Annotated in this window: 12 protein-coding genes; 5 read left to right on the top strand and 7 right to left on the bottom strand. The window is 54.4% G+C overall.

Going from position 1 to position 14,341, the window contains the following annotated elements:
• Position 1 precedes the first annotated feature (1 nt).
• The gene (gene uvrB / locus LC431_RS03475) at positions 2–2,008 is read right to left on the bottom strand and encodes an excinuclease ABC subunit UvrB (RefSeq protein WP_013576382.1); all 2,007 of its coding nucleotides are present in this window, start codon (positions 2,006–2,008) and stop codon (positions 2–4) included.
• A 1,156-nt stretch (positions 2,009–3,164) separates the two neighbouring features.
• Between uvrB and LC431_RS03470 the strand changes: the two genes are divergently transcribed.
• The gene (locus LC431_RS03470; RefSeq protein ID WP_013576383.1) at positions 3,165–3,875 is read left to right on the top strand and encodes an ABC transporter ATP-binding protein; all 711 of its coding nucleotides are present in this window, start codon (positions 3,165–3,167) and stop codon (positions 3,873–3,875) included.
• A 4-nt stretch (positions 3,876–3,879) separates the two neighbouring features.
• On the opposite strand, the gene bioD is transcribed toward LC431_RS03470, so the two are convergent.
• The 4 genes from bioD to bioB form a co-directional block, all read right to left on the bottom strand.
• A complete protein-coding gene (gene bioD / locus LC431_RS03465; protein ID WP_013576384.1) occupies positions 3,880–4,560 on the bottom strand; it encodes a dethiobiotin synthase in 681 nt (226 codons plus the stop codon).
• Between the two features lie 135 nt (positions 4,561–4,695).
• A complete protein-coding gene (gene bioC / locus LC431_RS03460) occupies positions 4,696–5,487 on the bottom strand; it encodes a malonyl-ACP O-methyltransferase BioC (RefSeq protein WP_223509268.1) in 792 nt (263 codons plus the stop codon).
• Positions 5,471–6,622: an 8-amino-7-oxononanoate synthase gene (bioF, locus tag LC431_RS03455; protein ID WP_223509267.1), complete on the bottom strand. Its 1,152-nt coding sequence runs from the start codon at positions 6,620–6,622 to the stop codon at positions 5,471–5,473. The genes bioC and bioF overlap by 17 nt, the downstream gene beginning before the upstream one ends.
• A gap of 3 nt (positions 6,623–6,625) precedes the next feature.
• On the bottom strand, positions 6,626–7,663 hold the full coding sequence (gene bioB / locus LC431_RS03450) for a biotin synthase BioB (protein WP_223509266.1): 1,038 nt from the start codon (positions 7,661–7,663) through the stop codon (positions 6,626–6,628).
• 131 nt (positions 7,664–7,794) lie between these two features.
• On the opposite strand from bioB, the gene bioA reads away from it, so the two are divergent.
• The gene (bioA, locus tag LC431_RS03445; RefSeq protein WP_223509265.1) at positions 7,795–9,072 is read left to right on the top strand and encodes an adenosylmethionine--8-amino-7-oxononanoate transaminase; all 1,278 of its coding nucleotides are present in this window, start codon (positions 7,795–7,797) and stop codon (positions 9,070–9,072) included.
• Here bioA and LC431_RS03440 read toward each other — a convergent pair whose 3' ends face one another.
• Positions 9,073–10,026 (bottom strand): LysR substrate-binding domain-containing protein, encoded by a 954-nt coding sequence (locus LC431_RS03440; RefSeq protein ID WP_013576389.1) that lies wholly within the window; start codon positions 10,024–10,026, stop codon positions 9,073–9,075.
• 155 nt (positions 10,027–10,181) lie between these two features.
• On the opposite strand from LC431_RS03440, the gene LC431_RS03435 reads away from it, so the two are divergent.
• Together LC431_RS03435 and LC431_RS03430 are read left to right on the top strand one after the other, a co-directional pair.
• The gene (locus LC431_RS03435) at positions 10,182–11,336 is read left to right on the top strand and encodes a methionine aminotransferase (protein WP_112197390.1); all 1,155 of its coding nucleotides are present in this window, start codon (positions 10,182–10,184) and stop codon (positions 11,334–11,336) included.
• A 41-nt stretch (positions 11,337–11,377) separates the two neighbouring features.
• The gene (locus tag LC431_RS03430) at positions 11,378–12,157 is read left to right on the top strand and encodes an ABC transporter substrate-binding protein (protein ID WP_037037147.1); all 780 of its coding nucleotides are present in this window, start codon (positions 11,378–11,380) and stop codon (positions 12,155–12,157) included.
• Positions 12,158–12,317: 160 nt separating this feature from the next.
• On the opposite strand, the gene aphA is transcribed toward LC431_RS03430, so the two are convergent.
• Positions 12,318–13,031: an acid phosphatase AphA gene (aphA, locus tag LC431_RS03425; protein WP_112151654.1), complete on the bottom strand. Its 714-nt coding sequence runs from the start codon at positions 13,029–13,031 to the stop codon at positions 12,318–12,320.
• A gap of 271 nt (positions 13,032–13,302) precedes the next feature.
• Here aphA and LC431_RS03420 point away from each other — a divergent pair, with 271 nt between their 5' ends.
• Entirely contained in the window at positions 13,303–14,340 is a 1,038-nt protein-coding gene (locus LC431_RS03420) for an NADP-dependent oxidoreductase (protein ID WP_013576393.1), read from the top strand.
• Position 14,341: the final 1 nt, after the last annotated feature.

The raw sequence follows: 14,341 nt of genomic DNA, 5'->3' as shown, positions 1-14,341 counted from the left end.
GTTACGAAATCGCAATAAACTGCTCACGCAGGGCATGCAACTCGTCGCGCGTGTTGGCCGCCTCTTCGAATTCCAGATTTTGCGCGTGCGCATACATCTTGCTTTCCAGCTCTTTGATGCGTTGCTCCAGCGCTTTCGGCGTAAGCGATTTGAAGGTTTGCGCCGCTTCGGCATCGCGTTTGTCTTTGTTCTTTTTGGTTTTCGGCTGACCGAGTTGCAGGATGTCGGAGATCTTCTTGTTCAGCCCCATCGGCGTGATACCGTTTTCGAGGTTGTACGCTTCCTGTTTGGCGCGACGTCGTTCGGTTTCTTCAATGGCGCGGGCCATTGAATTGGTAATTTTATCACCGTACAGAATCGCTTTACCGTTGAGGTTACGTGCCGCGCGGCCGATGGTCTGGATAAGCGAACGTTCAGAACGCAGGAAGCCTTCCTTGTCCGCATCGAGAATCGCCACCAGCGACACTTCCGGCATGTCCAGCCCTTCGCGCAGTAAGTTGATGCCGACCAGCACGTCAAATTCCCCCAGACGCAAATCGCGGATAATCTCGACGCGCTCGACGGTATCGATATCAGAGTGCAGGTAACGCACCTTCTCGCCGTGTTCTTCCAGATACTCAGTCAGATCCTCGGCCATACGCTTGGTGAGCGTGGTGACCAGCACACGCTCGTTAATCGCCACACGCTTGCGGATTTCAGACAGCAGGTCATCAACCTGCGTGGTTACCGGTCGCACTTCGATGATCGGATCCAGCAAACCGGTCGGACGCACGACCTGATCGACCACATCGTCACCGGATTTCTCCAGCTCGTATTTGCCCGGCGTGGCCGAGACATAAATACTTTGCGGCGCCAGGGCTTCGAATTCCTCAAAGCGCATCGGGCGGTTATCCAGCGCCGAAGGCAGGCGGAAACCGTATTCCACCAGCGTTTCTTTACGCGAGCGGTCGCCTTTGTACATGCCGCCGATTTGCGGAATGGTGACGTGCGATTCATCGACAATCAGCAGGCCGTCAGCCGGCAAATAATCAAACAGCGTCGGCGGCGGCTCGCCAGGCCCGCGGCCAGACAGATAACGTGAGTAGTTTTCGATACCGGAGCAATAACCCAGCTCGTTCATCATTTCGAGATCAAACTGCGTACGCTGGCTGATGCGCTGTTCTTCCAGCAATTTGTTGTTGGCCAGCAACACTTTGCGGCGATCCGCCAGTTCGACTTTAATTTCTTCCATCGCCTGCACAATACGTTCGCGTGGCGTGACGTAGTGCGTTTTCGGGTAGATGGTGAAACGCGGCACTTCATGCTGCACCTGGCCTGTCAGCGGATCAAACAGCGAAAGGCGTTCAACTTCCTGATCAAATAACTCAATGCGCAGCGCCAGATCGTCCGATTCAGCCGGGAACACATCAATCACTTCGCCACGCACGCGGAAAGTACTGCGCTGGAAAGCCTGATCGTTGCGTGCATATTGCAGTTCCGCCAGACGGCGCAGGATCGAACGCTGATCGATAATCATCCCTTTGGTCAGGTGAAGCATCATTTTCAGGTATAAGTCCGGGTCGCCCAGACCGTAAATCGCAGAAACAGAGGCCACCACAATGACATCGCGCCGTTCGAGCAGCGCTTTGGTGGCAGAAAGACGCATCTGCTCAATGTGTTCGTTCACCGAGGCGTCTTTTTCGATAAAGGTATCGGAACTCGGAACATACGCCTCAGGCTGATAATAGTCATAGTAAGAGACGAAATATTCGACGGCGTTTTCCGGGAAGAACTCTTTCATCTCGCCGTATAACTGTGCGGCCAGCGTTTTGTTGGGGGCAAGCACCATCGTCGGACGGTTCAGATCCGCAATCACATTCGCCACGGTAAAGGTTTTTCCTGAACCGGTTACCCCGAGCAATGTCTGGTGCGCCAGTCCGTTCTCCAGCCCTTCTTCCAGACGGCGTATTGCCTCAGGCTGGTCACCTGACGGTTTAAATTCGGAATGCAGTTTGAACTCTTTACTCATGACGGGCTACCTGACTGAAATGGGAATGCATAGGGCCGTGCGCGCTGAACGGGTGAACAGTTTGCGGAAAAATAGTATGAAAGACTTCGCGATTTTTGCCAGCCCTGATTTTACCTTCGCTATAATACTGTATATAAAACCAGCTTCCAATCGATAAAAAGTGTTGGCGTTTTAACGTGCTGTCGAGGCTGCACTTTTTTAGGATATGACGAATGAGAATTCTCACCATCAGATGACATTTTTTCCCAAAATCCGCATTCCCTCCATTTTCTGACCACAGGTTGACGAAGATTGACACAACTATGACGAACGAATTACGGCTGTATTGCTTTTAACTAACTCGTTGATTAAAAACAGTATCATTAAAAAGCTGCGAATACGGGCAAACTAAGCGGAACCCGCATGCTGACTCGCCTGTAGCAACTTTTCTCACTCTCATGCACAAGGTTATCCACAGGAATAGTGGATAAGTCCCAGCACGCCCCGCGCTGCGGGAGTTGGTAAAAAACTGAATTTTGCCTTCCGTGGGTCTGAAAGGTCTTTTTTAGTTATTTTTTATCTTTTTTATCTCCTTATTTATGCCTATTTTGCCTAAATTTCTGGGCTGATGTTTCTTGCAAAAACCAAAATTGCATCTCACCAGAATTTTTTGCTCACGTTTGTCCATGTGTTTGCACCAAAAACAGTGAAGACGGCACTGGCAAAGTGCAGGTCACCGTGGACTACTCCTTATGGGGTAATCTCAAAAACCTCAGAAATGCTAATGAATAATCCGAAATCATCAGCGGCGCGCCTGTTAACACCCCTGTAACTTCTCTTTCCCTGGCCGTTTTTACAAACTTGGCCTGAGAGTTGCAACGTCTCTGCATGTGGAGGTTGCGACAGCCGGAACTGCTTTTTTCGCCCCGCCATAAAAAATGAGAATTCCCCTGCTTTCAGGCAGGAAAAATCATTTTTAGCGCAAGGAAATGCCCCTTAACCCCATTTATCACTGATTAAGGGGGATTTATCTGTAATTGATGCTGTCAGGTTAGCCGTCAACAAACGGAATTAAATTCTGCGTTGGGGCATTAACAGCGGAACATAAATGTCAGAAATATGACAGTGGCCGTCAAAATGAAGTTCAGCGGAAGGCTCCGTGCGGGAGGGAGGTCTGATGTTAAGTGTAAAATCAGTTAATCAGTATTATGGGCAAAAACATATTCTGTGGGATATCAATCTCGAACTGTACCGCGGTCAATGTACCTGCCTGATCGGGCGAAATGGCGTGGGAAAAACCACGCTGGTGAACTGCATCATGGGGCATCTTCCGGTGAAAAGCGGCGCCATCTCCTGGCAGTCGCGTGACGAAGAGCCGCAAAGTCTGCTGAATTTGCCGGTCGAAAGCCGCGCGCAAATGGGGATTGGTTATGTGCCACAGGGACGGCAGATTTTTTCGCAGATGAGCGTCGATGAAAACCTGCAAATCGCCATGATGGCCAGCCGGAATAAGACCCGTCGCGTGCCGGAAGAGGTGTATGACCTGTTTCCGACATTAAAGGAGATGGGGGCGCGCAAAGCCGGTGAGCTCGATGAAAGCCAGCAGCAACAACTGGCAATCAGTCGTGCGCTGGTTCAGGAACCTGAATTACTGATTCTGGATGAACCGACCGAGCACACCAGCGCATCGATGGCGGCAAACATGGGCAATATCATTCACCGCCTGAACCGTGATCTCGGCCTGACATTGTTGCTGGTCGGTCATAAACTGCCGTTCATCCGCAGCGTTGCCGACCGGTTCTGCCTGGTCGACGGCGGACGCAACATCGCGCAAGGCACACTGGCGCAGCTTGACGATACATTAGTCAAAAATTATCTGACCGTCTGACGTCTCATGCCGTGAGACGGTTAAGATGAAGATACTGTCCCAAATTAACGTCAGTTCCGGCACTCAGGTACGGGATCTCGCCCAGCAAAGGCGCAGGCAGCATACGCGTGAGCGTATCCATGTATGCCTGATGATGCTTCCCCGTTTCCTGTACGTCGTTAGCTATCCAGCCCGCCAGATGCAACCCGCTTTGTGTGATGGCCTGCGCCGTCAGCACGGCGTGGTTAATGCAACCCAGCCGCATGCCTACCACTAACACTACCGGCAACTGCTCGGCGATAACCCAGTCAGCAAAGGTATAATCTGCCGTCAGCGGTGTGTACCAGCCGCCTGCGCCTTCCACCACCACCCAGTCCGCCAGCGGTTCGAGATGACGTAATCCGTCTGATAGCACCCGCGGATCAATCGGCCGTTTTTCCAGTTCGCTGACGATATGTGGCGAAGTCGGTTCGATAAAGGTGCAGGGGTTCACTTCGTCATAACGCAGCCCGACGGTGCTGTAAGCCTGTAACGCCAGCGCATCACTGTTGCGCGGGCCTTCGCCGGTCATTTCACTGCCGGATGCCACCGGTTTGTATCCGGCTGTTTTGTGTCCTGCCTGCGCGGCAGCCTGCAAAAAAGCGGTGGTCGCGACGGTTTTACCGACTTCAGTGTCGGTGCCGGTAATAAAGTATTTTTGTTTCATGAAAAGCCTGGTGTTGGTTTTAGCTCCCTCCCCTGCGAAGGGGAGGGTTGGGGTGGGGTATTAATGGCAACTCTGACTTTCAAGTTGCCTGCAAAACCCCCTCCCAACCTCCCCCTGCGAAGGGGGAGGAGTAAATCAGCGTGGGATCAGTTCTTCGACCTGCAAAATGCCGTAGACCAGCCGGTAGTTGAGCGGCAGGATGCCGTCGCGGCGGGCATAGTGTTTGTCCAGCAATTGCAGACGTTCACGCCCGCCCAGACCGCCGAGGCGGCCATTTTTGATGTGCGTCGCACCGATGCCTTTCAGCGAGCGCAGCAGCGACATCACATCGGGGAATTGAGCAACATGATCGCTGAAGGTCACATCATGGCGATACGGCGCGCAGGCTTCGGCGATTTTGTCCGGCGTCAGGAACTGATTCACGTGACGTCGGCCATCGACCTTCATCCATGCCGCGGCCAGCTCATTGAGCGAACCTTCTGCCAGCGTGGAAAACAGCACCAGCCCGCCGTTGCGGGTGACGCGGTGCATTTCTTCCAGTGCGCGTGGCAGCGCGTTACACCACTGCACCGCCAGATTGCTGAAGCAGATGTCGACAGAGTTGTCGGCAAACGGCAAACGTTCGATGTCGCCCGGCACGTATTCATCAGCAGAATCCAGCTCACGGGCGCGATTTAACATGCCCTCAGAGAGATCCAGCGCAATGACATGTTTACCCTGCGCACGCCAGTAACGGCTGAAGTGGCCGGTGCCACAGCCCGCATCGACGACAATCTTACCGGCGTCTTGCAGATACGGCGCAGCCAGCGCCAGTAATTCCTCACCCACATCACGCTGCAACTGCGCGGCGTTTTCGTAACTGATAGCGGCACGACTGAACGCATCGGCCACCGCTTGTTTGTTCACTAATTCAGTGACTGCACCCATGAAGGGACTCCAGCAAAAAATCGATATCTTCCGGCTCATGCGCCGCTGTCAGGGTAATGCGCAGCCGCGCACTGCCCGGTGGCACCGTCGGTGGACGGATGGCGCTGACCCACAATCCGCGATCGCGCAAGGTGGATGCCAGATCCAGCGCGGGCTGGTTTTCACCCACAATCACCGGCTGGATCGCCGTCTGTGAACCGGTCAGCGGATACGGCAAACCGGCGGCACCCGCGCGAAAACGGGTAATATTGGCGGCCAGTTTATCACGCAGACCGTCATCCTGCCGGACTCGTGCCAGTGCAGCCTGTAACGCACAGACCTGCGCGGCGGGCATCGACGTGCTGTAAATCAGATGGCGGGCAAACTGCAACAGGTAATCGGCGGTAGCATCATCACACAACACCGCCGCGCCGCTGCAACCGAAAGCTTTTCCGAATGTGACCACCAGCAGTTCCGGCCGGATGCCCTGTTGCCAGCAACTGCCGCGCCCTTCTTCACCGGTAACGCCCACACCGTGCGCGTCATCAACCATCAGCCAGCTACCGTGCGCTTTGGACAAGCTATGCAGATCAGCCAGCGGCGCGGCGTCGCCGTCCATACTGAATACACCTTCGGTCACCACCAGCGTTTCGCCGGCTACCGGTTTTTCCAGCAGGCGCTCAAGGGAATCCGGCTGATTGTGGTGAAAACGCCGCAACTGCGAAGGTGCATGGGCTGCGGCTTCCAGTAAAGACGCGTGACTGAGTTTGTCAGCCAGCACGCGATCCTCAGCCTGCATCAGCGCCGCGAGAATCGCCTGATTCGCCGCAAAGCCGGAGATAAACAGCAAAGCCCGCGGATATCCCTGCCACTGCGCCAGTTGTTGCTCAAACGCGGCATGCACCTCGCTGTAACCGGTGACGTGTCCTGAACCGCCGCTGCCGACACCGTATTTAGCCGCGCCCTGCTGCCACGCGGCGATCACCTCAGCGTCCTGACTCAGGCCAAGATAATCGTTACCGGAAAAATTCAGATAACGCCGCCCGCCCTGCGTCAGAAAACGCGCACTGCCGCCCTCATTCGGCTGCCGTACACGAAATGCCGCCGCCTGTTTGCGCGCCGCCACCGCGTCGTTGATCCGCGTTTGCCAGCTCACCGGTTATACCGCAGCGTTGTAGAACTGATCGGTATCGGCGTGGACCAGCTGCTCGGCAAGCGCGGCCTGCTGCTGGTTATCGCCCATTTCTGTTTCAAATGACTGCGGGTTAAGCCCCAGCTTGCCGAACAGAATCAGGTCTTTATCTTCTGCCGGGTTTGGCGTGGTCAGCAGTTTGCAGCCGTAGAAGATGGAGTTGGCACCGGCCATAAAGCACATCGCCTGGGTCTGCTCACTCATCTGCTCACGTCCGGCAGACAGACGCACATAAGATTGCGGCATCATGATGCGCGCGACCGCGATCGTGCGGATGAAATCAAACGGATCCACATCGTCATTATCCGCCAGCGGCGTACCTTTCACTTTCACCAGCATGTTGATCGGCACACTTTCCGGCGGCACCGGCAGGTTCGCCAGTTGCATCAGCAAACCGGCGCGGTCTTTGACGGTTTCACCTAACCCCACAATGCCGCCGGAACAGACTTTAATGCCCGCGCCGCGCACTTCCGCCAGCGTATCCAGGCGTTCCTGATAGCTGCGGGTCGTTATGATGCTGCCGTAAAATTCCGGCGAGGTATCAAGGTTATGGTTGTAGAAATCCAGCCCGGCGTGCGCCAGACGCTGTGCCTGCGTAGTGTTCAGCGTGCCGAGGGTCATGCAGGTTTCCATGCCCATTTCTTTCACGCCCTGCACCATCTGCTCGAGGTACGGCATGTCACGATCGTGCGGGTTTTTCCACGCCGCGCCCATACAGAAACGGGTTGAACCGGCGGCTTTCGCCTGTCGGGCAGATTCGAGCACCTGCTCGACTTGCATCAGACGTTCAGATTCCAGCCCGGTTTTGTAACGGGAACTTTGCGGGCAATATTTACAGTCTTCGGGACAGGCACCGGTTTTGATCGACAGCAAGGTGCTGACCTGAACCTGTCGCGGGTCAAAATGCTGACGGTGAATTTGCTGCGCTTCGAACATCAGCTCCAGGAATGGCTTATCGAACAGAGCCTGCGTTTTTTCCAGCGTCCAGTGGGTGCGGGTAGTCATTGATGACTTCTCCAAAATAGAGGGAATAATTTTTAAGGGTTATAATCCGTAAACTATTTTTAATTTGTTTTGGTTTACCGTCAACGTTAAAATTATTTTTTAGTTTACAGCTTACGCCTCAGGATTCGTTTATGACCCCCGCCGATATTGAATTCGACCAGCGCCACATCTGGCATCCGTATACCTCTATGACCAAACCGCTGCCCGCCTATCCGGTGGAATCCGCGTCCGGCGTGATGTTGCAGCTGGCTGATGGCCGCAAACTGGTTGACGGCATGTCGTCCTGGTGGGCGGCAATCCACGGTTACAACCATCCGCAGTTGAACCAGGCGGCCATCGAACAAATCGGAAAAATGTCACATGTGATGTTTGGCGGGATCACCCATCCGCCGGCGGTTGCGTTGTGCCGCCGTCTGGTAGAAATGACCCCCGCCGGGCTGGAATGCGTGTTTCTGGCGGATTCTGGTTCGGTGGCCGTTGAAGTAGCACTGAAAATGGCGATGCAATACTGGCAGGCGCGCGGTGAAAAACGCCAGACGTTGCTGACCCTGCGCAACGGCTATCACGGCGACACCTTTGGCGCGATGTCAGTCTGTGACCCGCAAAACTCGATGCACAGTTTGTATCAGGGTTATCTGCCACAGCATCTGTTCGCCGATGCGCCGCAGAGCCGTTTTGACGGGGAATGGGATGAGGCGGATATCGCGCCATTTGCCAAAATGCTGGACGAAAATCACCGCAAAATCGCCGCAGTCATTGTAGAACCCATCGTTCAGGGGGCGGGCGGGATGCGGATTTATCACCCGCTGTATCTCAAACGCGTGCGTAAGTTATGCGATGAATATGGCGTGTTGCTGATTGCCGATGAAATTGCCACCGGATTTGGCCGCACCGGCAAGCTGTTTGCCTGTGATCACGCCGGGATTTCGCCGGATATCCTCTGCCTCGGCAAAGCCCTGACCGGCGGCTACATGACACTTTCCGCCACGCTCACCACCCGCCATGTGGCACAGGTGATCAGTGACGGCGAGGCGGGATGTTTCATGCACGGCCCGACATTTATGGGCAATCCGCTGGCCTGCGCGGTCGCCAGCGCCAGCCTGCATTTACTTGCGGAAAACCGCTGGCAGGCGCAGGTATTGAGCATTGAGAAACAGCTGAATACCGGTTTACAGCCGCTGGCAGCACATCCGGCGGTCGCCGATGTGCGGGTGCTCGGGGCGATTGGTGTGGTGGAAATGCGCCTGCCGGTAGACATGGCGCAATTGCAGAAGCATTTTGTCGGTCAGGGCGTGTGGATCCGCCCGTTCGGCAAGCTGATTTACCTGATGCCGCCGTACATCATTTCACCTGAAGAACTGAGCAAACTGACCGGCGCAATCGCCAGCGCACTGGCTGCGCTTTACTGATTAGCCTGTGGTGACTAACCGGTGTGAGGTAGATAACAGCGCGCTCAGTTTTTCCCGGCTGAGCCGCGCTTCTTCATTAAGAAAATCAATTGCCACTTTCAGCGCAGGGGTCGGGTTTTCCGGATACAGCAACGTATAAGACGCGCCGCTTGCCACGCACAACGGGAACGGCGCAATCACCCTTCCCGCCTGCAAATCATCTTCAATTAATGTCAGATCGCCTATCGCCACACCGTAGCCCTGCAACGCCGAATTGATCGCCAGATCCAGCGTATCGAAATGCTGTGATTTGGCTGACGGCAATCCCTGTACGCCCTCCTCCCGCAGCCACAACAACCAGTCGCGACGGTCACGCGTCGGGTGAAGCAGCGTTTTATCGGCCAGATCCGCCACTTTCGTTTTCCCTTTATGACGCGGCAGAAACTCCGGCGTACACACCGGCGTCAGCACTTCATCAAACAGATGATGCGCCCGGCGCTGTGATTCCGGCGGACGACCAAACACTACGGCAGCATCAAAATGTTCGTTGCTGAAATCCACGCCGTGGGCGATGGAAGCTGTCAGCTCAATCTGCAAATCCGGCCTGTCGTTTTGTAGCTGGATAACACGCGGCAGCAGCCAGCGCATGGAACAGGTCGGGCATTTAATGCGTAAGGTATCCGGATGCGAACCCACACGTTGCAGGGCTTCTCCCATCAGCGCCAGCGCCTGTTGTACCGGCGGCAACAACTGCGCCCCGCGCGGGGTCAGCGTCAGCCCGCGGGCCTGACGTAAAAACAACGGATAACCCAGCGTGGCCTCAAGTCCGGTGATCTGGCGACTGACCGCGCCCTGGGTGATGTGCAGCAACGCCGCCGCGTGTGTCAGATTCAAGGTTTGCGCAACCACGGCAAAGGTTTTCAGCACGTTGAGCGAGGGTAAATTCAGATACGGCAGTTCAGGAGAAAAACTCACAGTTACCTCGTCAGAAACGTTATAAAGCCATGACTTCAGATCATAACGAGTATGACAAACTTTCCATTGTCGGCACAGGGGAACTATTGCTTAATCATTCAACACCCGTTTTTACCTTCTCATGGCCACCCGGCCTGCTTTTTGGGGAAAATGCTATGAAGAGCGCCATGTCGCCCCTGTCAAAATTACCTGACGTCGGCACCACCATTTTTACCGTTATCGGCCAGCTCAGCGCTGAACATAACGCCCTGAACCTGTCACAGGGGGCACCGAATTTCTCATGCCAGCCCGCGTTAATCGACAGCGTCGCAAAAGCCATGCGCGAGGGGCATAACCAGTACGCACCAATGAGTGGCGTGGCGGCATTACGCCATGCGTTGTCCGCCAAAGTCGAAGCGCTTTATGGCTGCAAATATGATGCCGACAGCGAAGTGACGGTGATTGCCAGCGCCAGCGAAGGCCTGTATTCCGCCATCAGCGCCCTGGTACATCCGGGCGATGAAGTCATTTATTTCGAGCCGTCATTTGACAGCTATGCACCGATCGTCCGTTTACAGGGCGCGAAGCCGGTGGCTATCGGCCTGTCGCTGGATGATTTCAGCATCGACTGGGATCAGGTCGCCAGCGCGATCAACAGCCGCACGCGAATGATCATCATCAACAGTCCGCATAACCCGACCGGTGCCATTTTCACTGAATTTGATATCGAACGACTGACCGCGCTGACCCAAGACACCGACATCGTGATTTTGTCCGATGAAGTGTATGAGCACGTGGTGTTCGACGGCGAGCGCCACGAAAGCATGGCCTGCTATCCGCAACTGGCTGAGCGCAGCGTGATTGTGTCGTCTTTCGGCAAAACCTATCACGTCACCGGCTGGCGTGTGGGTTATTGCCTGGCACCGGCAGAACTAATGGATGAAATCCGCAAAGTGCATCAGTTTATGGTGTTCTCTGCCGATACGCCGATGCAGGTCGCATTCGCCGAAGCGCTGGCTGACCCGCAAAGTTATCTGGGACTGGCCGATTTTTATCAGCAAAAACGCGACCTGCTGGCCGAAGCCCTCAGCGAATCCCGCTTTGAATTACTGCCAAGCCGTGGCAGTTTCTTTATGCTGGCGCGTTTTAGTCATTTCAGTCCACTGACCGACGACGAATTTGTGCTGAGCCTGATCCGCGATCATCAGATCGCGACCATTCCGCTGTCAGCCTTTTACAGCAATAACCAACCAACAGGGCTTATCCGTCTGAGCTTTGCCAAAGATAACGACACGTTGTACGAAGGCGCACGCCGGTTGTGTCGCGTCTGAACCTTTGTATTCATCTCAATAACGCCGGGGAATTGTGAATAATGAAAAAATTGAAAATCGCATTGCTGTTAGGTTGTGCCGTCGCGTCTTTCTCCGCACTGGCGGACGGTTCCACGCTCAAATTTGGTCTGGAAGCGCAATATCCACCGTTCGAATCGAAAAGTGCGACCGGTGAATTACAGGGTTTTGATATCGATCTGGGCAACGCCGTCTGCGCCGCCGCCAGTGTGAAATGCGACTGGTACGACACTTCTTTCGACGGCCTGATTGCGGCCCTGCAGGCGCGTAAATTTGATGCGATTAACTCGGCGATGAACGTGACGGATAAACGTCGTCAGGCGATTGATTTTACCAACGTGATTTACCGCGTCCCCACCAAACTGATTGCGAAGAAAGATTCCGGCCTGCTGCCGACCACGGAGTCGCTGAAAGGCAAGCATATCGGCGTGTTACAGGGGTCGATTCAGGAAAGTTATGCGCAGGCACACTGGGCACCGAAAGGCGTGGATATCGTCTCTTATCAGGATCAGAATCAGGTGTATCTGGATCTGTCATCCGGTCGTCTCGACGGCACATTAGTGCTGGCCCCGGCCGGTCAGACCGGTTTCCTGTCGCGTCCGGACGGTAAAGATTACGGCTTCGTCGGTGACGCCGTACGCGATGATAAAATTCTCGGCAGCGGCATCGCCTTCGGCCTGCGTAAAGGCGATACCCAGTTGAAAGAAAAGCTGGATACAGCGATCGCTAAAGTGCAAAAAGATGGCGTGGTGAAAGAGCTTTCGAAGAAATACTTTGGTGATATTGATGTGAGCGTGAAGTAAAGCCGCCAGGAAGACAGGTTTTACTTTTGCGCCTCCCTGTGCGAAGGGGGAGGCCGGGAGGGAGTTTTTAAGGGCTAACACCTTATCAAAAAAACCTCAACCCATTGATTTTGCTTTAATACCCCACCCCAGCCCTCCCCTTCGCAGGGGTGGGTGCCACTTAATACTCAGAATTCACAATGACTTCTTCTCCAAACGCACCGGCTTGTGGCAGCGGTTTATAGCTGGAGTTTGACGCACGCAGTACGCGGATCCCCCTCGCGCTCACGGCCTGAGCGGCAGTGATATCATTGTCAGAGTCGCCATAAAACACTTTAATTTGCTTATCTTTCAGCCACTGCGTTTTTGTGTTCTGACCGGCTTTGTCACCGGCGAAAATAACCGCATTCACTTTGTCCTGCGGGATTTGGAAATCGTTCTGCAGCGTCTTCGTCACGGTCTCAGTTTTGGTTTCGCTGCGGCCGGTCACGAAGTAAATGCTGTCGCCGCGTTTGAGGTGCATGGCAATCAGCGCCTTCGCTACGTCTTTTGGCATGCTGAAATCATCCCAGCCGTTGTTCATTTTCTCCCAGAATTTCGGGTTCTTCAGATAATCCTGTTTTCCGGGGGAAAACTCGACCTGCCCGCGGTAAAAGCCCGGCGAGGAAAACAACACCGTGTCATCGATATCAAAACCGACAGCTATTGGCGGGCGGCCGTTCAGGCTGTTTTCAATTTGCGCGACCGACACCCAGTGAACCGGCGATTGCTGCGCGAGTTGCGCCACATTGACGCCCGGCCAGAGCGGCGCGGGCGCGGGCTCTTTGGCGAAGGCAGACTGATTCAGGCTGAGCAACAGGAAAACGGCACTCAGTGCCAGAGGAGTTTTACGCATTAGGATCCCTTTTTTATGCTTATTAATCTTGCAGATAAAGTGGAGCAACAGGTCAAAAATCTTACCGACCATACCTGTGCAACCTGCAGATTTAAAGGAATTTTCCGGCAGATGTCATAGGAAAAGATGATGGTCACATTTCAGGGAAAAATCGCAGGGTTTATTCAAACATGGCATAAAGCGCTTGGTTCGAAAACTGTTTAGCGTCCTATACTTATTCCCAATTACGTTAGCTTTTAACTTTCTTATAAGAAAACGAAAAGGAATGACTATGCCCCAGTTACAGTCTGAAAACCGCCGCATCGTGCTGGCTTCACGCCCTCACGGCAAACCCGTCGATGACAATTTCCGTCTGGAAAAAGCGCCGTTACCGCAGGCCAGAGACGGTCAGTTATTGCTGCGTACCGTGTGGCTTTCGCTCGACCCGTACATGCGCGGACGTATGAGCGATGCGCCTTCTTACGCTGCGCCGGTACAAATCGGTGAAGTAATGACCGGCGGCGCAGTTTCCCGCGTGGTGGAATCAAAAAGCCCGGATTTTAAAGCCGGGGATTTCGTGGTCGGCAGCACCGGATGGCAGGATTATTCCGTGGCCGACGCCAAAGCCGTGAAGAAACTGGAAGGCGCGGCACTCAAACAACCTTCCCTTGCACTCGGTGTTTTAGGCATGCCGGGCTTCACCGCTTTTATGGGGCTGCTGGATATTGGCGAACCCAAGCCGGGGGAAACGCTGGTCGTTGCTGCAGCGACCGGGCCGGTCGGCTCGCTGGTCGGACAAATTGGTAAAATCAAAGGCTGTCGCGTGATCGGGATTGCCGGTGGTGAAGAGAAATGCCGCTATGCCGTTGAACATTTCGGTTTCGATGAGTGTCTCGATCACCGCGCCCCGGATCTGGATAAACGCCTGAAAGCGGCCTGCCCGGATGGCATTGATGTGTATTTTGAAAACGTCGGTGGCGCGGTGTTTGATGCCGTATTGCCGCTGCTCAATACCAAAGCGCGTATTCCGCTGTGCGGGCTGGTTTCCCAATATAACGCGACCGGTCTGAAAGAGGGACAAGATCGCCTTTCCCTGCTGACCGGCACCATTCTGAAGAAACGCATGCGTGTGCAGGGCTTTATTATTTTTGATGATTACGGCCATCGCTATCCGGAGTTTGCAAAACAGATGAGCGAATGGTTTGAACAAGGGAAAGTGAAATTCCGCGAAGATATCGTGGAAGGATTAGAGAATGCACCGCAGGCGTTCTTTGGCCTGCTTGAGGGTAAAAACTTTGGCAAACTGGTCGTTCGTGTCGGTCAGGACTGAT

The sequence above is a fragment of the Rahnella sp. GSA61A genome (assembly GCF_019969905.1).
Lineage (GTDB): Bacteria > Pseudomonadota > Gammaproteobacteria > Enterobacterales > Enterobacteriaceae > Rahnella > Rahnella aceris.
The sequence above is the reverse complement of the archived record's forward strand: the minus strand, read 5'-3'. Positions and strand labels throughout refer to the sequence as shown.